The organism is Mycolicibacterium setense (assembly GCF_000805385.1).
GTDB lineage: Bacteria > Actinomycetota > Actinomycetes > Mycobacteriales > Mycobacteriaceae > Mycobacterium > Mycobacterium setense.
Genome location: NZ_JTJW01000005.1, coordinates 317,718 through 335,643, shown reverse-complemented (window position 1 = coordinate 335,643; position 17,926 = coordinate 317,718). Strand labels below are relative to the sequence as shown.

Sequence of the window (17,926 nt, the reverse complement as noted above, 5' to 3'; positions counted from 1 at the left end):
ACCTGAATCACGACAACCGGGCGAAGCGCAACGTCTCGCCTCTCGCTCCGCCCATCCACAGGTCCTGACAGGCCGCGGCCATGTCCTCCAGGCCCTCCACGATCTGGCCGAACACGTTGCCGGGCACCCAACCCTGGTCTCCGTTGATCAGCAGGTTGTTGCGGCCGTAGAACAGCGCCAGGTCGACGATCGCACCCGTGGTCCCGGTGCCCGCGCTGTTCTCGTAACCGTAGGCGGGGTTGCCCAGATCATCGGAGTCGAACGAGAACCAGCACAGGTCTCCGGGGATCGGGGTGACCGTGGTGTTCTCCTTGCCGGGGTCGGCACCGAATGCCGGGAGCAGCGTGTAGATCTCGTTGCGGGCGTACTTGCCGTGATACACCTGCGCGGCCAGCGGCAGGGCATCCCACACGGCGGCACATGTGCGGGGCGCCTGGCCGTCGAGCAGGCGGGCAACGCAACTGACGCCGCGCTTGTCCAGCGATACGGTGATCAACCTGCTCATCCATCCTCCTTCGTGAGCATCGCCGGCACGCGGCGCTGCCAGTCCGTGGCGCTTTCGTAGGCGTCCCCCACACGCAGCACCACGGCATCCGCATGTCGGGGCCCGACGATCTGCAACCCGATGGGCAGACCGGTCGAACTGAACCCACACGGCACCGAAAGTGCGGGCTGCTGAGTCAGATTGAACGGATAGGTGTAGGGCGTCCAGCTCGTCCAGTCGGGTGAGAGCGAACCGGCGGGGACGTCGCGGCCGGTGGCGAAGGCGGTCAGCGGCACGGTCGGGGTGACCAGGACGTCGTAGGTCTGGTGAAACCGGCCCATCAGTTCTCCGAGCTTCATCCGGACGGCAGTAGCGTCCAGATAGTCCGACGCGGTGAACGTCGCCCCGATTTCGGCCGTGCGTCGCAGGCCGGGATCGACCCGACCGGCATCGGGTCCGTTCAGCTTGCCCTCCAACACCTTTGCCTCACCGGAGAACCACAGCACGTGGAAGGCATGGACCGGATCGGCGAAGCCCGGATCCACCTCTTCGACGCATGCCCCGGCCGCGGCGAGCACCTCCACCGCTGCCCGCACCGCGGTGTCCACCTCGGGATCATTGGCCCCGAAACCGCAATTCGGCGAGTAGGCCACCCGCAATCCTCTGATCGGCTGGCCGATGGCTGCCCTGAATGACGAACTCGGAGAAGGCATTGCCGACCAGTCACGCGCGTCGAACCCGGTGATGACGTCCAGCAGCGCGGCGACGTCGGCGACCGTGCGGGCCATGGGTCCGGCATGCGAGAGCGTGCCGAACGGGCTCGGTGGATACAGCGGGATGACACCGTAGGTGGGTTTGAAGGCTACCGTGCCGGTGAAGGCGGCCGGGATACGCACCGAACCTCCGCCGTCGGTGCCCACCGACCACGTCCCCATGCCGAGTGCCACGGCCGCAGCGCTGCCCCCGCTGGACCCCCCTGCCGTCACCGCGGGGTTCCACGGGTTGCCGGTCGCTCCATAGCGCGGCGAGTCGGTCACGCCCTTCCACGAGTACTCCGGCGTGGTGGTCTTGCCCAGCAGCACCGCTCCCGATTCACGCAGCCGGGCCACGCTGGGCGCATCCTCCTGCCACGGCCCCGCCTCGTCGATGAGCCAGCTGCCACGCAGGGTCGGCCAGCCCCTGGTCCACAGCGCATCCTTGATCGACGTCGGGATACCGTCGGCGGGCCCGAGCGGACACCCGTCATACCAACGCTTTTCCGATTCACGCGCAGCGGCTATCGCGCCGTCGGAGTCGACGAGCACAAACGCGTTCACCGCATCGTTGTGGCGATCGATGGCGTGCAGCGCCGCCTCGGTCGCCTCCACCGGCGAGATCGTCTTGGCGCGATAAGCCGCGATCAGATCGACCGCCCGCGCAATCACGCAGTGCCCGTCGACACGTAACCGAGCTTCTTGTCCACCACGTTGAGTAGCGGCTGCCCCAGCAGCCAGCGTCGCGCATTGTCGGCGAACTGAGCGGCCAAAGTGTCGCGGAACCCGACGACGTCACCGGACATGTGCGCCGTGATGACGGCGCCCGGCGCGTCCCACAGGGGGTGCTCGGCGGGAAGCGGCTCGGTGTCGAACACGTCGAGGGTGGCCCCGCCGATACGGCGTTCGGTCAGCGCGATAAGCAGCGCATCCTCGTCGACGAGCGGTCCGCGCGCGATATTGACAAGGTGCGCATCGGGTTTCATCGCCTCCAGCACAGCCGCATCGACAAGTCCTCGCGTCGCCGGTGTGAGCGGAGCCGCCAGCACCAGGTGGTCACACCACCCGACGGCCGCGGCCAGCTCGGCGCTGGCCACCACCGAGCCGAAGTCCGGATCCTGCTCGGCAGCCGCGCGTCCGGCGCCGCGCACAACCAGCCCGGCCGCGCGCAGCAAGCGGGCGATCTCGCGGCCGATGCCGCCGGTGCCGACCACGAGTGCGTGCGCGCCGGTGAGGCTCCGAGTCTCACGGTGGCGCCATTCGTGACGACGCTGGAGATCGAAACTGGCCTGACTGTCCTTGGCATGCGCGATCACCGCGCCGAGCACGTATTCGGCTATGGGACGGTCGAATACGCCTCGGGCATTGGTGACCACGACGTCGGAATCGCGCAACCCGTCGAACAGCAGTGTGTCGACACCGGCTGCCGCGACGTGAACCCACTCCAGCGCCTGCGCATGCGTCCACACCTCACGCAGTGCGGTGGAGAAGTAATCCCACAGCAGCAGGGCGTGGGCACCCGCAACAGCCTGCGCCAGCCCGTCGGCGTCGCAGTAGCGGAACTCGGCGTTCACGCCGTCCAGGCCCGGTACCCGATCGGTCTCACGCTCGCACAACACCGCGATCACGGGGCGGGCTGCGTGGGGCGGCACCATTCGAGGCTAGGAACGCGTTCGTAGGATTGTCAACAATCTGTTGCCGGTTGGCCCCTTCGGCCTCACACTATGGACATGACACTCGAGGAAGTCGTTCCTCCCCCGCCATTGCAGCAGGTGGGGATAGGTGTCGTGACGCCTCACGACTTCGCCCTCGATCGCGAACTGTGGCGCTGGGTTCCCGATGACGTCAGCCTCTACGTCACCCGGTTGCGATATGCACCAATGCAGGTGACCATCGACATGGCGGTGCATGTCTCCGAACCCGAGCAGGTCGAGGCCGGCGCCGCGAATGTCCTCGCGGTGTCGCCACTGGTCACGGCCTATGCGTGTACGTCGGGAAGCTTCGTCAAGGGCATGGCCGGCGAGGCCGCGCTCGTCGCGGCCATGTGTGCGGCGGGCGCCCCGGCGGCAGTGACCACCAGTGGTTCGATGCTGGCCGCACTGCGGCATCTCGGGGTGAAGACCGTCGCCACCGTCACTCCCTACACCCCGGATCTGACCAGTGGGCTGACCAGTTATCTCATGGAGGCCGGCGTCGAGGTGGCCGCCACCGCGGGCCTGGGTATGACGTCGCGGATCTGGGCGGTGCCCTATGAGACGACGGCCGAGCTGGTGCGGTCCACCGACTGCCCGGACGCGGAGGCCATTGTCATCAGTTGCACGAATCTGCCTACCTACGATCTGATTTGCCGACTGGAACACGAACTCGGCAAGCCCGTGGTCACCGCCAATCAGGTGACCATGTGGGCGGCCCTTGCGGTCGCGGGCCGCAAGGCCGTCGGCGCCGGGCAGCGGCTGCTGGAACTCTGAGCGCATGCAAGTGACAAGGCGGCCATTGAAAGGAAGAAGCATGGCCACGGTGGGCATCCTCTATCCCGGCCACAGTGCTGAGGACGACTTCACCGCACTGGAAGCGCGCGTATCCACGGTCCGGCTGCCGGTCGCCATCACCTCTGTCGGCGAGGACGCGCATCGTGTCGATGCTCTCCTCGATCTCGGCCGGACCGACCGCCTCACCGAAGGTGCCGCGCGATTGGGCGCGGCGCGTCCCGACTCGATGATGTGGGCCTGCACCTCCGGCAGTTTCGTCTTCGGCCGTGACGGTGCGCTGCGGCAAGCCGCCGACGTGGCCGACGCGTCCGGTGTTCCGGCGTCATCGACGTCGATCGCCTTCGTCGATGCGTTGCAGTACTTGGGTATACACCGGGTTGCCGTGGCGGCGTCCTATCCCGGGGAGGTGGCGGCGCACTTCGTCTCGTTCCTGTCGGGCGGTGGCATGGACGTGGTGTCGATGGGGAGCCACGGCATCGTCACCGCGGCAGAGGTGGGCCGGCTCGAGCAGGCACAGGTCATCGAAATGGTGTGTGCGGCCGACCATCCCGATGCCGAGGCGGTGCTGGTGCCCGATACCGCCATGCACACACTGGGATTCATCGATCAGCTGGAATCCGCAGTGGGCAAACCTGTGCTCACCGCCAACCAGGTGACCGTATGGAAAGGGCTGCACCTGATCGGCCTGCTACCGCGCATACCCGGACTGGGCAGTCTGTTCGGAGCGGTGCGGTGACCGGCTTCATCGCACCCGTCGAGCAGGAGTCGACAGCGAGCATCCTGGCCGACAAGCTCCGGCAGGCCATCGCGTACGGCGAGCTCGTGCCCGGCACGCAACTCGGCGAGGCCGAGTTGGCCCGCAGGTTCGGGGTGAGCCGAGGCCCGGTCCGGGAAGGCATGCAGCGCCTCGCCCAGGAGGGGCTGCTCATCGCGATCCGCAACCGCGGAGTGTTCGTCAACACCATGGACGCCAACGAGATCCGCGACATGTACCTGGCCCGCGAGGCCATCGAACGGACCGCGAGCCGCCAGGTCCTGCAGGGCGACTACGCCGCCGCCGGCGATGCGTTGCTCGCCGTGGTCGATGAGATGGCCGTGGCGAGCGACCTTGACGACGTCAGCGAGGCCGACATGCGGTTCCACGAGCTACTCGTCGAACTCGCAGGCAGTCCACGGCTTTCCCGCCTGCAACAGACCTTCCTGGTGGAGACCAGGATGTGCGTTCACGCGCTGGCCGACACCTACGACGACCCGACTGACCGGGTGAACGAGCATCAGGCGCTTGCCAGTGCCATCCGATCCGGTGACGTCGCCCTCACGGACAAGCTGATGCTGGCACACATGGAGGACGCCGTCGAGCGGTTGATCGCTCGGCTACCGGCCGGCTGACGCGGTCGAGGTGCCGGTGTCGGTGTCGGTGCCGGGCTCAGGCTGGGCCTTGGTCTCGGCCTGGGTCTCGGGCTTGATCTCGGCCTGGGTCTCGGGCTCGGCCTCGGTGTCGTAATCGAGCTGCGCGGGAGCTTCTGGCGTTCCGGGTATCTCGGTGCCGCTGATCGGGCACCGCGCGGTTTCGGGCACCTTGATCAGCGCGATCATCCCGATCACGCAGGCGATCATCATGTAGTAGGCAGGCACCAGCTGGTCACCCGTCTGTGCCACCATCCAATCGTTGACCGCCGGAGCCGTACCGCCGAACAGCGACGTCGACACGTTGTACGCGATTGCGAAGCCGGCGTAACGCACCTGGGTGGGGAACATCGCCGGGAAAGTCGCGGAGATCGTCGACAGCTGGGGCACATAGAGCAGGCCCAGTACCGCGAACGCGATGACTGCACCGACCATGTTCGTCGACATCAGCAGGAACATCGGGATACCGGCGACGAAGAGGCCGATCAGCGAGAACCACCACATCGGTTTGCGGCCCACCCGGTCTGAGATGTGGCCGGCGAATGGCAGGAACACCATCATCGACAGCATGCCGATGATGGGTACCACCAAGGAGTGGCTGCTCGACAAACCGATCGTCTGTTCAAGATACGTCGGCATGTAGGTGAGCAGCGTGTAGTTGACCACGTTGAGCGCGACGACCAAACCGCCCAATCGCAGGATGGGGCCCCAGTACTCGACCACCAGATCCTTGAGCTCAGACGCGGGTCCGCCTTCCCGCTCCCCCTTCGCCTCGAGTTCGCGGAAGATCGGGGTGTCCTCCAGCTTCGAACGCAGGTAGACACCGACCAGGCCGAGCGGGGCGGCCACGAGGAATGGCAGCCGCCAACCCCATTGCCCCATCTGGTCCTCGGAGAGCACTGCCGAGAAGCCGAGCATCAACAGCGCACCCAACGAAAAGCCGGCGAGGGTACCGAATTCCAGAAAGCTGCCGAGGAAACCGCGCCGACGCGATGGCGCGTACTCGGCCATGAATGTCGCGGCTCCGCCGTACTCTCCTCCGGTCGAGAAGCCCTGGATCATTCGCAGCCCGACCATCAGCACCGGGGCCCACATCCCGATCGCGGCATAGGACGGAATCAGCCCGGCGCAGAACGTCGCGCCCGCCATCAGCACGATGGTGATCGCCAGCACGTGCTTGCGGCCCAGGCGGTCGCCGAGTGGCCCCCAGACGAATCCGCCGAGCGGGCGGACCAGGAACGACACCGCGAACGTCGCGAGGGCCAGCAGTGTCGCCTGTTGGGCGTCTCCGGGGAAGATGGCAGCGGATATGTAGCCCACGCCGTAGGCGTAAATGCCGTAGTCGAACCATTCGGTGGCGTTGCCGATCGCCGACGCGGCGATCGCCCGCTTCAGTACACCAGGGTCGGGGGGATTCTCGGCGGGTTCGCGATAGTCGATCTCGGGTTTGTCTCCAAAACCCCTGATCGGGTTCTTATGCGCGGGCACGAGTCCTCCATGTGTCTGACGACACCGTTCCCCGCCGCGCACTCTGTTACGGCTGCTCTGACTGGGTTCAACACCGCAGGGCCAGGCCGTCGTTTCGTCGACAATTCATCAGTTGCCAAGATCTGACGTTACATGTTGCCTGCGGGCTGTGTACCGCGGAGTTACCCTGTCGCAATTATCGTTTGCGTCAAAATCGGTATTCGCCCAGCCAGAGCGCATTCGCCCCGGTGATCGTTCGCCCGGCACTTTCGAGCGCTCCCGCGACCGATCGGCCCAGCAGGCTGCCGACCGCCTGCGGCAACGAGGCGGCCGCCGGCTGCGAGGAAGGCTTGGGCCGCAACATGTCCAGCCAGGATGAGCCCGGATAGCTCAACACCCGCACCTTGGTATCCGGATCCAGCCCGGCCAGGACCTTCGCGCGGGTGATCGCGGTACGCAACCCTCCGAGTTCGTCCACGAGGCCACGCTCCTTGGCGTCGGCACCGGTCCAGACCCGACCCCGGGCCACCGCGTCGACCTGCTCGACCGACAGCTTGCGCCCGTCTGCCACCCGCGCGATGAAATCGGTGTAGAGCAAGTCGGTCTCGGCTTCGATCTGGGTGTGCTGTTCATCGGTGAACGGCGCGTCCGAAGACCAGGCATCGGCATTGGGGTTGGTACGCAAGGAATCCGATCCGACCCCGAGCTTGTCCTTGAGTTCGCGCGATATCAGCTTGCCGGTGATCACGCCGATGGATCCGGTGATGGTGCCCGCGTTGGCCACGATCTCGTCGGCCGCCATCGACACGTAGTAACCGCCCGACGCCGCGACCGCACCCATTGAAGCGACGACCGGCTTGCCACGCTCACGGGCCCGAACCACCTCGCGCCAAATGGTTTCCGACCCGGAGACCGAACCGCCGGGGCTGTCCACGCGCAGCACGATCGCCGACACGTCGTCGTCGGCTGCCGCCTGCCGCAGGGCCGCGGCGATGGTGTCACCTCCGGCGTTCGAGCCACCGAAGGGCAGGATCTGCGGGCCGCCGCGGCCGCTCACGATGGGGCCGTGCAACGTCACCACGGCGACGGTGGGCTTGGCTTTACGGCCGGGTATCTGCGGTACCGGCACCTTCGGAGCGGTGCGCGCGTAACGCGAAAGGTAAAGCCGCGGAAGGGCATCGGGGTGACTGTCGGCATCCGCACCGGCCTCGACCGGGCCGCCGGACAGCTCACCGATCCGCGAATAGGCCTCGTCTCGGAAGCCGATTCGGTCAACCAGGCCGGCGGTGACCGCGTCGTCGCGCAGCACCGGCGCTCTGTCGGCCAGCGCGTTGATCGCGTCCACAGACAGTTGCCGCGATGCGGCGATGGCCTGCCACACCTGGGACTGCAGGCTCTCGATCATCCGGCCGTCGGCCTCGCGCTGCGCATCGGTATAGCGATCTTCGGTGAAAACGTTTGCCGCCGACTTGTATTCGCCGCGCGCGACGAACTGCGCCTCGATGCCCACCTTGTCGAGTGCATCGCGCAGGAACATCGCGTTGGTGGCGAAACCGACCAGACCGACCGAGCCCGACGGCTGCATCCACACCTCTCGGAACGCCGACGCCAGGTAGTAGGACAGCGTGCCCGGGTAGGTCTCCGCCCAGGCCACCGTGGGCTTGACGTCACTGAACGCCGCGATGGCATCGCGCAACTCCTGCACCGGGCCCGGCGCGGCGGCAGGCAGTTGTACGCGTGCGATCAGCCCAGCGACCCGATCATCCTCGGCGGCACGGTGGATCGCCGCGACGGCCTGCCGCAGTACCAGCGGCCTGCCCCCGCCCGCGATCACCGCCAACGGGTCGAAGCCGCTGGTCTCCGCCGGTATGGACTGAAGGTCCAACTCCAGTACGCACCCGTTGGGAACTCCGTTGTGCCTGGCCGTGTCAACGCGGCGGACCAACGTCTTGAGATCGTCCTGGCCGGGAATCTGTGGGAGAAAGGCGAACATGGACCGAGCCTACCGATCGGTGGATTCTGCGCGCGCCGACGAGAAGTCGGTCCCGCCCGGACGCACCGTCGTACCGTGATACGGGTGACGTTTTCCATCTCACTTCCGCAGTTCGACCACGACGGCTTCGATGACACGGGTTTCAAGGCGTATCTGGCTCGCGCCGAGGAACTCGGCTTCGAAGGCGGTTGGACGATCGAGCAGACCGTGGGCCCGGCACCGACGATCGCCCCGCTGGAGTTGCTGTCCTACGCCGCAGCGGTCACCACGACGCTGCGGTTGGGGGTGGCGGTCCTGGTCACGTCATTGCACGATCCGTTGCAGCTGGCTTCCGCGATCACTGCGGTGGACCGGCTCAGCCACGGCCGCCTCGAGGTCGGGGTGGCGCCCGGTGGGGGTTTTCGGCAGTTCCCCGCCTTCGGGGTGGATCCCTCGACATTCATCTCCAGCTTCACCGAGGGCCTCGAGTTGATGAAGGCCGCCTGGTCGGACGAGCCCCGGATCACCTTCCACGGCCGGTTCCGCGATGTCGACGACCTGGCCATCAGCCCCAAACCCGTTCAGCGCCCGCACCCGCCGATCTGGTTCGGGGCCAATGCCCCCGCCGCACTGGCCCGGGCCGTGCGGCATGGCGACGCATTTCTGGGCGCCGGCTCCTCCACCACCGCGGCCTTCGCCGAGGCTGTGCGCACGGTCCGCCGCGAGATCGACGAACAGGGCAAGGATCATGGTGCGTTCCGGATCGGCAAACGGGTGTACCTGATCGTCGACGACGACGGCGCCCGCGCCAGGGAGCGGGTGGCCGCGGGCCTGGCACGGATCTACGGCGACCGGCCGGGACTGGCAGATGTGGCCGTGGCAGGCACCGCGGACGATCTGGTGCGGGGCCTGCGCGACGTGCTCGACGCAGGTGCGCAGACCATCCTGCTCAATCCCACGGGCGCGACCATCACCGAGGACCGCGAGCAGATGGAGCGATTGGCCGCTGACGTGATCCCGCAGCTCACCTGAACTGGCGAGCAGACGCAAAAACCCCCGAAATCCGGTGATTTCGGGGGTTTTGACGTCTGCTCGCGCAGAGAAAATTAGAGCTCGGTGGCCGAACCGCCGGCAGCGGTGATGGCCTCACGGGCGCTACCGCTGAACTTGTTGGCGGTCACGTCGACCTTGACGGTCAGCTTGCCGTCGCCGAGAACCTTCACCAGGGAGTTCTTGCGAACCAGGCCCTTGGCCACCAGCTCGTCGACACCGATGGTGCCGCCCTGCGGGAAGGCCTTGGTGATGTCGCCGACGTTGACGACCTCGTACTCGGTACGGAAGCGGTTCTTGAAGCCCTTGAGCTTCGGCAACCGCATGTGGATCGGCATCTGGCCACCCTCGAACGTCGCGGGGACGTTCTTGCGGGCCTTGGTGCCCTTGGTACCACGACCGGCGGTCTTACCCTTGGAGCCCTCACCACGACCGACGCGGGTCTTGGCTTTCTTCTCCCCGGGGGCGGGCCTCAGGTCGTGAAGCTTGATAACAGACATCAGGACTTCACCTCCTCCACCTCGATGAGGTGATGAACGGCCTTGATCAGACCGCGGGTCTGCGCGTTGTCCTCACGAACCACGGACTGACGAATCTTCTTCAGCCCAAGGGTGCGCAGGCTTTCGCGCTGCTTCCAGCGTGCGCCGATGGTTCCGCGCACCTGGGTGATCTTGAGTTCTGCCATGGTTATGCCGATCCCTCACGCGCTGCTGCGGCAGCTAGCGCTTCGCTCTCACGCCGGGCCTTCAGCATGCCGGCCGGCGCAACGTCCTCGAGCGGCAGACCGCGACGGGCCGCCACCTCTTCCGGCCGCTGGATCATCTTCAGCGCGGCAACGGTGGCATGCACCACGTTGATCGCGTTGTCGCTGCCCAGCGACTTGGCCAGGATGTCGTGCACGCCGGCGCATTCCAGCACCGCGCGAGCCGCACCACCGGCGATCACACCGGTACCGGGGCTGGCCGGACGCAGCATCACCACGCCGGCAGCGGCTTCGCCCTGGACCGGATGGACAATGGTGCCGCCGATCAGCGGAACCCGGAAGAAGCTCTTGCGAGCCTCCTCGACGCCCTTGGCGATGGCGGCCGGAACTTCCTTGGCCTTGCCGTAGCCGACGCCGACCATGCCCTTGCCGTCACCGACGATGACCAGCGCGGTGAAGCTGAAGCGCCGACCACCCTTGACCACCTTGGAGACGCGGTTGATCGACACCACGCGCTCGATGTAGTTGCTCTTCTCACCGCTGTCGCGGCCACCACGGCCACCACGGTCGTCGCGGCGGCCGCGGCCACCACGGTTGTCGGAAGCGCCTGGGCCGCCGGCACCAGTTGCCTGCTCGGCCATCATGCAATCCTCTCGTTGACAGTCATCAGAATTTCAGCCCGCCCTCGCGCGCGGCATCCGCCAGCGCGGCGATCCGGCCGCCATAGGTGTAGCCACCACGGTCGAACACGACGGTGTCGACACCAGCGGCCTTGGCGCGCTCGGCGATCAGCTGACCGACCCGAACACTGTGCGCCTTCTTGTCGCCCTCGACGGCACGCACGTCGGCCTCGATCGACGAGGCAGCCGCCAGAGTGACGCCTTCCAGGTCGTCGACGAGCTGGACGTGGATGTGGCGTGCCGAGCGGTTCACCACCAGACGCGGGGTCTGGGCGGTGCCGGAGACCTTCTTGCGCAACCGGGCGTGCCGACGCAGCCGGGAGTTACGACGGGTCTCGGAGATGTTCTGCCCCACCGGCTTACGCTGCGCTGCCGTGGCTTCTGTTTTGCTAGCCATGGTTACTTACCTGTCTTTCCGACCTTGCGGCGGATCTGCTCACCCTCGTAACGCACGCCCTTGCCCTTGTACGGGTCGGGGCGGCGCAGGCGGCGGATGACCGCGGAGATCTGACCGACCTTCTGCTTGTCGATACCTGTGATCGAGAACTTGGTGGGCGTCTCGACGGCGAACGTGATGCCCTCGGGCGCCTCGATCACCACGGGGTGGCTGTAACCGAGTGCGAACTCCAGGTTGGAACCCTTGAGCTGAACGCGGTAGCCGACGCCGAAGATCTCCATCTTGCGGGTGTAGCCCTCGGTGACACCGGTGACCAGGTTGGCCACCAGGGTCCGGGACAGACCGTGCAGGGAGCGGCTGCGCCGCTCGTCATCGGGACGGCTGACCACGATGGCGCCGTCGTCGTTGCGCTCGACGGTGATCGGCTCGGCGATGTCCAGGACCAGGGTGCCCTTGGGGCCCTTGACCGAGACATTGCGGCCGTCGATCGTCACATCGACCCCGGCGGGAACCGGGACCGGCTGCTTTCCAATACGCGACATGTTGTTCTCCCCCTACCAGACGTAAGCGAGGACTTCGCCGCCCACGCCTTGTCGTGATGCCTGGCGGTCGGTGAGCAGGCCAGAGGACGTGGAGATGATCGCCACGCCCAGGCCGCCGAGCACCCGAGGCAGATTGGTGGATTTTGCGTAGACCCGCAGGCCGGGCTTGGACACCCGGCGCAGGCCGGCGATGCTGCGCTCACGGCTGGGGCCGTACTTGAGCGAGACCACCAGGGACTTGCCGACGCGAGCATCCTCGGTGCGGTAGTCGTTGATGTAGCCCTCTTTCTTGAGGATCTCGGCGATGTTCGCCTTGATCTTCGAGTGGGGCAGAGTCACCTCATCGTGATACGCCGAATTGGCGTTGCGCAGACGTGTCAAAAAGTCTGCGATCGGGTCAGTCATCGTCATGACAACCGGCTCACCTTCCTCGCGGCGGTTCCCTCTTCAGGGCCTTCCGCAACCTGTTTGGATTGGTCTGTGGTCTGCTGCGCTCGCGCGCTGGGTCTTCTGGAGCCCGGCGGGGGACCTACCAGCTGGACTTCTGCACGCCGGGCAGTTCACCCGCGTGCGCCATCTCGCGCAGGCAGATACGGCACAGCCCGAACTTGCGGTAAACCGAGTGCGGGCGACCGCACTTGTTGCACCGCGTGTAAGCGCGAACCGCGAACTTGGGCTTCTTGTTGGCCTTGTGGACCAGCGCCTTCTTTGCCATGTGCTCAGTTCTCCTTGAAGGGGAAGCCCAGCGCCTTCAGCAGCGCACGGCCTTCGTCGTCGTTGGTCGCCGAGGTGACCACAGTGATGTCCATGCCGCGGGGGCGGTCGATGGAGTCCACGTCGATCTCGTGGAACATCGACTGCTCGTTGAGGCCGAAGGTGTAGTTGCCGGTGCCGTCGAACTGCTTGGCGTTCAGGCCGCGGAAGTCGCGGATACGGGGCAGCGCGATGGAGATCAGCCGGTCGAGGAACTCCCACATCCGGTCGCCGCGCAGGGTCACGCGGGCACCGATGGGCATCCCCTCACGCAGCTTGAACTGTGCGATGGACTTGCGGGCCTTGCGGATCTCGGGCTTCTGACCGGTGATCAGCGCCAGGTCGGCAACCGCGCCGTTGATGAGCTTGGCGTCACGGGCCGCGTCGCCGACGCCCATGTTGACGACAACCTTGACCACGCCGGGGATCTGCATGACGTTGTCGAACTCGAACTGCTTCTGCAGCGACTCACGGATCTCTTCGCGGTAGCGCTGCTTCAGCCGGGGCTGAACCTTCTCTGGTGCAGTCATCAGATGTCCTTGCCATTGGTCTTGGCGATGCGGACCTTCTTGCCGGTCTCCTCATCGACGCGGTAACCCACGCGGGTCGGCTTGCCGTCGGAGTCGACGACCATCACGTTGGACACGTGGATCGCGGCCTCCTGGGTCACGATGCCGCCCGACGACGCGCCGCGCTCGTTCTGCGACTGCGCGGTGTGCTTCTTGATCCGGTTGACGCCCTCGACCAGGACCTTGTCGCGGGTCGGGTAGGCCTCGATGACCTTGCCCTTCGCACCCTTGTCCTTGCCTGACACCACCAGCACGGTGTCGCCCTTGTGGACCTTCATTTACAAAACCTCCGGGGCCAGCGAGACGATCTTCATGAACTTCTTCTCGCGCAGTTCGCGACCGACCGGCCCGAAGATGCGGGTCCCGCGGGGGTCGTTGTCGGCCTTGATGATGACGGCGGCGTTCTCGTCGAACTTGATGTAGCTGCCGTCGGCGCGGCGACGCTCCTTGACGGTGCGAACCACAACGGCCTTCACGACATCGCCGCGCTTGACGTTGCCGCCCGGGATGGCGTCCTTGACGGTCGCGACAATGATGTCGCCGATGCCGGCGTAGCGTCGCGATGAGCCGCCGAGCACGCGGATGCACAAGATCTCCTTGGCGCCCGTGTTGTCGGCGACCTTCAACCGCGATTCCTGCTGAATCACTCGATCTCCTGACCTGGTTTTGTATGCACGCCAGATACCGACCTGGACGTGCGCGGTCTTTGTTTCCGAAGGGCACGCGGGGTTGACTCAGAACAGCAGTCAACCGAGGTCTGCCCAAGGCAACCCCTACATACTAGGTGAGCACGGCGAATGCGCCAAATCGTCGCCCGTTTGTCCGCGAGCGTGCGATGAGATCGCGTCAGAGCCGTGGAATGCGGTCAGTGCGCACCCTCGGTGCGGCGGGTTCGGGGCCTCAGCCTAGAGCGCAGCGAAATCCGATGTGAGTGGTCGCGCTGTCCTGCGACTGTGGCGACCGTGCCGCCGGACGGTACCGGTGACAGTACTCGGGCGCACACAGGTGCGAACCACCCTTGAGCACCTGGTTCACGGTGGGGTCGGCGGCCGACTCCGATGTCGCCGGCCGCGCGGCCCCGGAAGGCGGGCAACATGCCGGCGCGTCGGCCTCCGGGCGGTGCTGCCCGCTGAACCGCGTGGTGGTCCACTCCCACACGTTGCCGATCATGTCCGACAGGCCGAACGCGTTCGCCGGGAAAGCTCCGACCGGAGACGTGCCGCGCCAGCCGAGCGCGCCGTCGTTGCGGTAGGGGAACCGGCCCTGCCAGGTGTTGGCCATGAGCGCTCCGCCCGGCGTGACCTCATCGCCCCAGGCGTAGATGCCCTCGACTCCCCCGGCGGCCGCGTACTCCCATTCGGCTTCGGTGGGCAACCGGCGACCAGCCCACGCCGCGTAGGCCGCGGCGTCGGGGTAGGCCACTTGTACGACGGGATGGTCGGCCGCGGCCGGATCCCGATCGGGTCCGAAGGGCCGACGCCAATTGGCGCCGGGCACCCAGTCCCACCACTGACGCCAGTCCCGCAGGTCCACAGGGCCGCTGGTGGGTGTGAACACCAGGGCACCGGGCACCAGATCAGCCTCGGCGACCCCGGGATACAGCGCCGGGTCCATCGGTCGCTCGGCAATCGTGACGTATCCGGTGTCCTCCACGAACGCGCCGAACTGGGCGGTGGTGACGGGGTGCTTCTCGATGCCGAACGCGGCGACGGTCGCGGTGTGCGCCGGCGCCTCTTCGGGATAGAACGCCGTCGAACCCATCCGGAAGGTCCCGCCGGGCAGCTCGATCAGTTCGGTGAACACGAAATCGAGACTAGTCGCGCGTCTGCGGTGTCGCTCCTGCCGCACTCCGGCACCATCACGTTCACCGAACGGCCCCCTTGCCAGTCAGTTCCTGGCGAACGCAACGGCAGCGTCCCGTTCGTCGAAACCTGTTCGCGAACCGCGCATTCCGTGCCGGCGACGCATCCACAGCTGCAACAGCAGGAGCGGGATGGTCCAGCCCAACCAGCCGCCGACGCCCGCGACCATCCAGACATACCGTTCCTCGTTCCCGCCGAAGACGCTGTCGCGCAACGGCTGCAAACTCAGGTACAGCACCGGGGTCCAGATTCTGTTGGTGATGATCGACAGCGCCAGCGTCGCACTGCGCAGCATCTGGCGCCGGTGTGCACCGAACCTGCGCTGTCGCGCCGCCAGGAAGCCATCGACCGTGAACCAGAGCCATAGCGCCCCGAGGACCAGGTTACTGACCCTCAGTATCGGGCCGAACGGGGTCGCCGCCCCGATCACCACGGCGCAGATGGCCGCCGGAATCGCCGTCGCGACGTAGCCGCGTCCGGTGCGCCGGTGCAGCACCGGATGTCGACGCCGCAGGCCTGGCCAGATCTGCACGACGGCGCACACCGTCGCCACGCTCGCGAAGAGCACATGCGCGACCAGCAGCGGATAGTGCGGCCCGAACGTGGAGGGCACCCGGGTACCGCCGGTCAGGTACGGCGGTAACGAATAGGCGAGAAACGCCGTCACGATGACCGCGAGCACCACGGCCAAGCGGTTGGAGCGCTTCGATGCGTATGCCATACGCAGAAGGGTATGGCATACGCTTTCGAATGTCACTGATTACCCTGAACACTGATGACCAGCCCCGATTCCCCGCTCCCCCGCGCGCTGCGCCTGCTCTGGCAACCGGATCCGGCGCCGGGCCGGTCGCGCGGGCTGACCAGGCAGGCGATCGTCGCGGCCGCCGTCGAGCTCGCCGACACCGACGGGCTCGCCGCCCTGTCGATGGCACGGTTGGCCGAGCGGCTCGGGTGCGGCACGATGTCGCTGTACCGGCACGTGGCCAACAAAGACGAGCTGGTGACGTTCATGCTCGCGACCGGACCGGGCTCACCTCCTCCACTGCCAGATGGCACGGATTGGCGTGGCGCACTGAAGAATTGGGCGCACGAGCTGTGGGGCGTCTACCACCGCCATCCGTGGATCCTGCAGGCCGCGTCAGCGGGCCTGCCCGCCGATCCCGGCCAGCTGGCCTGGCTCGACGCCGGCCTGGCCACCCTGTCCGCCACCGCCATGGCCGAGCGCGAGAAGCTCACCGCGGTCATCGCCGTGCTGATCTTCACGCGAGGCTCGGCGGCATTGGCCGTCGAGAACCGCGGCGCTGACGACAGTGAGTACCCGGCCCTGCTGCGCCGCTTGGTGACCCCGTCGCGGTTCCCCGCACTGGCGGCCGCGATCGACGCAGGCGCATTCGATCAACCCGAAGACGGCCCGGTGGCCGATTTCCATTCCGGCCTGGATCAACTGCTCGAGGGCATCGCGACCATCGCGACCAAGGCGGGCTGAACCTCAGGCCTCACATTGGAGCGCCGGCGCGGGCGCGTCATCGTTGATGTCGGCTGCCGGGTTCGGCGCGTCGGTCAGGCCCCGCAGCGGGCCGCCCACCCGGGCCGCGAGCGGACTGAATGCCGCGAGCGCCGCGAGCGCAGCCGATACGACAATGGCCCCGGAAGCGCCGTGCCCATCGGTGGCAACGCCGGCGAGGGCGGTACCAATCGCGCCTCCACCCAGGGCGGCACTGTTGAGCCAGCCGAACGCCTCGGTGGCCGAGTCATCAGCGATCTCCCTCGAGACCATGAGGTACAGGGCGGACATGGCGGGGGCGAAGCCCAGGCCCGACGCGAACAGTGCCGAGAACTGCAGTGCGAGGCTGTCGACGATCCCGAAGATGACCGTGCCGATCGCCACCATCGACAGCGAGCCCACGAGGCCGGCCAGGCCAAGGCGCCGATGTCCGAACGTCAGACCCCCGACGAGCGATCCGACACTCGCCACCGCGATTGCCACGCCGGCGGTTACACCGGTGCGGCCGAGCGCGGCGACGATCCCGACTTCGAGTGCCATGAACGAGGCGACCAGCGCGAGGCTGGCCACCATGGCCAGAATCACCGTGCGGTTCGCCACCACCCGACCGAACGCCGCTGGGCTCGCGGCCTGATGTGGCCGAAGATGCTTGGCGCTGAGGAGAAACCATCCGGTCCCGCAGACCGTGACGGCCGCCGATGCCAGCAGCGGGATGGCCGTCGACAGCGCTGCCGCCAGAAACGTGGTGGCGACCGGGCCGATCACCCAGATCAGTTCTTGCGCAGTGGTATCCAGTGCGAACAACACGCGGACCCCGTCGCGGGGCACCATCTGTGGGTACAGCGCCCGCACCACCGGCATCAGCGGCGGCACCGAGGCGCCGATCACGATGCCGAGCACCAAGAGCAGGACCGGAGAAGCGCCGGCGAAAGCAAGAGCGATCATGGCAGCCCCGTTCGCCAGGGCGGCGAGCACCAGTGTTGCGGACATCGCACGTCCGGCGAGCCTGGCGGTCACGGGCATCGCGAGGGCTTCACCGATGCTGACGCACGCCACCGCGGCGCCCGCAAGTGTGTAGGACCCGCTGTTGGACTGGACGTGCAGGAGGATCGCCAGGTTGAGCATCCCCAGTGGTAACCGGGCGAACAACTGGGAGGCAGTCACATTCAGCACGCCGGGAGTCCGGATCAGATCGCGATACGCCCGGATCATCGGCCCCCTCCTCCGCTTCAACGAGTGCCCGACAGCACTATACCGTCCAGACGGTACAGTAACTGGCCTGTGTCGTAAGCTCT

At 66.8% G+C, this 17,926-nt stretch carries 23 protein-coding genes; 5 read left to right on the top strand and 18 right to left on the bottom strand.

Annotated features, from left to right (window positions below; genetic code table 11):
* Positions 1-7: 7 nt before the first annotated feature.
* Genes QQ25_RS07875 through QQ25_RS07865 form a run of 3 tightly spaced genes read right to left on the bottom strand, consistent with a single transcriptional unit; the run spans position 8 to position 2,888 of the window.
* Complete coding sequence (locus QQ25_RS07875) at positions 8-505, bottom strand: DUF3830 family protein (protein WP_039315625.1); 498 nt, start codon at positions 503-505, stop codon at positions 8-10.
* Positions 502-1,908, bottom strand: a complete 1,407-nt coding sequence (locus tag QQ25_RS07870; protein ID WP_039378140.1) for an amidase — start codon at positions 1,906-1,908, stop codon at positions 502-504. Before QQ25_RS07870 ends, QQ25_RS07875 begins: the two co-directional genes overlap by 4 nt.
* Entirely contained in the window at positions 1,905-2,888 is a 984-nt protein-coding gene (locus tag QQ25_RS07865; RefSeq protein ID WP_234711870.1) for a D-2-hydroxyacid dehydrogenase, read from the bottom strand. The genes QQ25_RS07870 and QQ25_RS07865 overlap by 4 nt, the downstream gene beginning before the upstream one ends.
* A gap of 78 nt (positions 2,889-2,966) precedes the next feature.
* Between QQ25_RS07865 and QQ25_RS07860 the strand changes: the two genes are divergently transcribed.
* From QQ25_RS07860 to QQ25_RS07850, 3 genes are read left to right on the top strand one after another with little or no spacing between them, the layout of a single operon-like run.
* Positions 2,967-3,704 carry a maleate cis-trans isomerase family protein gene (locus tag QQ25_RS07860; protein WP_409371007.1) on the top strand — a complete coding sequence of 246 codons (738 nt, stop codon included), beginning with the start codon at positions 2,967-2,969 and terminating at the stop codon, positions 3,702-3,704.
* A 40-nt stretch (positions 3,705-3,744) separates the two neighbouring features.
* The gene (locus QQ25_RS07855) at positions 3,745-4,461 is read left to right on the top strand and encodes a maleate cis-trans isomerase family protein (RefSeq protein WP_039378139.1); all 717 of its coding nucleotides are present in this window, start codon (positions 3,745-3,747) and stop codon (positions 4,459-4,461) included.
* Positions 4,458-5,114 carry a GntR family transcriptional regulator gene (locus tag QQ25_RS07850; protein WP_039378138.1) on the top strand — a complete coding sequence of 219 codons (657 nt, stop codon included), beginning with the start codon at positions 4,458-4,460 and terminating at the stop codon, positions 5,112-5,114. Before QQ25_RS07855 ends, QQ25_RS07850 begins: the two co-directional genes overlap by 4 nt.
* Here QQ25_RS07850 and QQ25_RS07845 read toward each other — a convergent pair.
* Positions 5,100-6,572 (bottom strand): MFS transporter, encoded by a 1,473-nt coding sequence (locus QQ25_RS07845; protein WP_162627835.1) that lies wholly within the window; start codon positions 6,570-6,572, stop codon positions 5,100-5,102. The genes QQ25_RS07850 and QQ25_RS07845 overlap by 15 nt on opposite strands.
* A gap of 235 nt (positions 6,573-6,807) precedes the next feature.
* Positions 6,808-8,592, bottom strand: a complete 1,785-nt coding sequence (gene sppA, locus QQ25_RS07840; RefSeq protein ID WP_039378137.1) for a signal peptide peptidase SppA — start codon at positions 8,590-8,592, stop codon at positions 6,808-6,810.
* An 84-nt stretch (positions 8,593-8,676) separates the two neighbouring features.
* Here sppA and QQ25_RS07835 point away from each other — a divergent pair, with 84 nt between their 5' ends.
* Positions 8,677-9,603, top strand: coding sequence for an LLM class flavin-dependent oxidoreductase (locus QQ25_RS07835; protein ID WP_039378136.1), 927 nt, complete (start codon positions 8,677-8,679; stop codon positions 9,601-9,603).
* Between the two features lie 74 nt (positions 9,604-9,677).
* Here QQ25_RS07835 and rplO read toward each other — a convergent pair whose 3' ends face one another.
* The 12 genes from rplO to QQ25_RS07775 form a co-directional block, all read right to left on the bottom strand.
* Entirely contained in the window at positions 9,678-10,121 is a 444-nt protein-coding gene (rplO, locus tag QQ25_RS07830) for a 50S ribosomal protein L15 (RefSeq protein WP_039315608.1), read from the bottom strand.
* Positions 10,121-10,306, bottom strand: a complete 186-nt coding sequence (gene rpmD / locus QQ25_RS07825; protein ID WP_029106891.1) for a 50S ribosomal protein L30 — start codon at positions 10,304-10,306, stop codon at positions 10,121-10,123. The genes rplO and rpmD overlap by 1 nt, the downstream gene beginning before the upstream one ends.
* A gap of 2 nt (positions 10,307-10,308) precedes the next feature.
* Positions 10,309-10,965: a 30S ribosomal protein S5 gene (gene rpsE, locus QQ25_RS07820; protein ID WP_081681647.1), complete on the bottom strand. Its 657-nt coding sequence runs from the start codon at positions 10,963-10,965 to the stop codon at positions 10,309-10,311.
* A gap of 25 nt (positions 10,966-10,990) precedes the next feature.
* On the bottom strand, positions 10,991-11,401 hold the full coding sequence (rplR, locus tag QQ25_RS07815) for a 50S ribosomal protein L18 (RefSeq protein WP_039315604.1): 411 nt from the start codon (positions 11,399-11,401) through the stop codon (positions 10,991-10,993).
* 2 nt (positions 11,402-11,403) lie between these two features.
* Positions 11,404-11,943 carry a 50S ribosomal protein L6 gene (rplF, locus tag QQ25_RS07810; RefSeq protein WP_039315601.1) on the bottom strand — a complete coding sequence of 180 codons (540 nt, stop codon included), beginning with the start codon at positions 11,941-11,943 and terminating at the stop codon, positions 11,404-11,406.
* Positions 11,944-11,955: 12 nt separating this feature from the next.
* The gene (gene rpsH / locus QQ25_RS07805) at positions 11,956-12,354 is read right to left on the bottom strand and encodes a 30S ribosomal protein S8 (protein WP_039315598.1); all 399 of its coding nucleotides are present in this window, start codon (positions 12,352-12,354) and stop codon (positions 11,956-11,958) included.
* 118 nt (positions 12,355-12,472) lie between these two features.
* The gene (locus tag QQ25_RS07800; RefSeq protein ID WP_003892855.1) at positions 12,473-12,658 is read right to left on the bottom strand and encodes a type Z 30S ribosomal protein S14; all 186 of its coding nucleotides are present in this window, start codon (positions 12,656-12,658) and stop codon (positions 12,473-12,475) included.
* Positions 12,659-12,662: 4 nt separating this feature from the next.
* On the bottom strand, positions 12,663-13,226 hold the full coding sequence (rplE, locus tag QQ25_RS07795; RefSeq protein WP_029106886.1) for a 50S ribosomal protein L5: 564 nt from the start codon (positions 13,224-13,226) through the stop codon (positions 12,663-12,665).
* On the bottom strand, positions 13,226-13,543 hold the full coding sequence (gene rplX / locus QQ25_RS07790) for a 50S ribosomal protein L24 (RefSeq protein ID WP_003883431.1): 318 nt from the start codon (positions 13,541-13,543) through the stop codon (positions 13,226-13,228). Before rplX ends, rplE begins: the two co-directional genes overlap by 1 nt.
* A complete protein-coding gene (gene rplN / locus QQ25_RS07785; protein ID WP_029106885.1) occupies positions 13,544-13,912 on the bottom strand; it encodes a 50S ribosomal protein L14 in 369 nt (122 codons plus the stop codon).
* 253 nt (positions 13,913-14,165) lie between these two features.
* The gene (locus QQ25_RS07780) at positions 14,166-15,068 is read right to left on the bottom strand and encodes a formylglycine-generating enzyme family protein (protein WP_039378135.1); all 903 of its coding nucleotides are present in this window, start codon (positions 15,066-15,068) and stop codon (positions 14,166-14,168) included.
* An 84-nt stretch (positions 15,069-15,152) separates the two neighbouring features.
* Entirely contained in the window at positions 15,153-15,848 is a 696-nt protein-coding gene (locus QQ25_RS07775; protein WP_052235703.1) for a DUF2306 domain-containing protein, read from the bottom strand.
* Between the two features lie 54 nt (positions 15,849-15,902).
* Here QQ25_RS07775 and QQ25_RS07770 point away from each other — a divergent pair, with 54 nt between their 5' ends.
* Entirely contained in the window at positions 15,903-16,613 is a 711-nt protein-coding gene (locus tag QQ25_RS07770; RefSeq protein ID WP_039378134.1) for a TetR/AcrR family transcriptional regulator, read from the top strand.
* Between the two features lie 3 nt (positions 16,614-16,616).
* On the opposite strand, the gene QQ25_RS07765 is transcribed toward QQ25_RS07770, so the two are convergent.
* Positions 16,617-17,843, bottom strand: a complete 1,227-nt coding sequence (locus QQ25_RS07765; RefSeq protein ID WP_110812342.1) for an MFS transporter — start codon at positions 17,841-17,843, stop codon at positions 16,617-16,619.
* Positions 17,844-17,926 lie beyond the last annotated feature (83 nt).

Coding starts and splice junctions, on each gene's coding strand:
- QQ25_RS07875 (WP_039315625.1), bottom strand. CDS start 505: ATGAGCAGGTTGATCACCGTATCGCTGGACAAGCGCGGCGTCAGTTGC.
- QQ25_RS07860 (WP_409371007.1), top strand. CDS start 2,967: ATGACACTCGAGGAAGTCGTTCCTCCCCCGCCATTGCAGCAGGTGGGG.
- QQ25_RS07855 (WP_039378139.1), top strand. CDS start 3,745: ATGGCCACGGTGGGCATCCTCTATCCCGGCCACAGTGCTGAGGACGAC.
- sppA (WP_039378137.1), bottom strand. CDS start 8,592: ATGTTCGCCTTTCTCCCACAGATTCCCGGCCAGGACGATCTCAAGACG.
- rplO (WP_039315608.1), bottom strand. CDS start 10,121: ATGTCTGTTATCAAGCTTCACGACCTGAGGCCCGCCCCCGGGGAGAAG.
- rpmD (WP_029106891.1), bottom strand. CDS start 10,306: ATGGCAGAACTCAAGATCACCCAGGTGCGCGGAACCATCGGCGCACGC.
- rpsE (WP_081681647.1), bottom strand. CDS start 10,965: ATGGCCGAGCAGGCAACTGGTGCCGGCGGCCCAGGCGCTTCCGACAAC.
- rplR (WP_039315604.1), bottom strand. CDS start 11,401: ATGGCTAGCAAAACAGAAGCCACGGCAGCGCAGCGTAAGCCGGTGGGG.
- rplF (WP_039315601.1), bottom strand. CDS start 11,943: ATGTCGCGTATTGGAAAGCAGCCGGTCCCGGTTCCCGCCGGGGTCGAT.
- rpsH (WP_039315598.1), bottom strand. CDS start 12,354: ATGACGATGACTGACCCGATCGCAGACTTTTTGACACGTCTGCGCAAC.
- QQ25_RS07800 (WP_003892855.1), bottom strand. CDS start 12,658: ATGGCAAAGAAGGCGCTGGTCCACAAGGCCAACAAGAAGCCCAAGTTC.
- rplE (WP_029106886.1), bottom strand. CDS start 13,226: ATGACTGCACCAGAGAAGGTTCAGCCCCGGCTGAAGCAGCGCTACCGC.
- rplX (WP_003883431.1), bottom strand. CDS start 13,543: ATGAAGGTCCACAAGGGCGACACCGTGCTGGTGGTGTCAGGCAAGGAC.
- QQ25_RS07775 (WP_052235703.1), bottom strand. CDS start 15,848: ATGGCATACGCATCGAAGCGCTCCAACCGCTTGGCCGTGGTGCTCGCG.
- QQ25_RS07770 (WP_039378134.1), top strand. CDS start 15,903: ATGACCAGCCCCGATTCCCCGCTCCCCCGCGCGCTGCGCCTGCTCTGG.
- QQ25_RS07765 (WP_110812342.1), bottom strand. CDS start 17,843: ATGATCCGGGCGTATCGCGATCTGATCCGGACTCCCGGCGTGCTGAAT.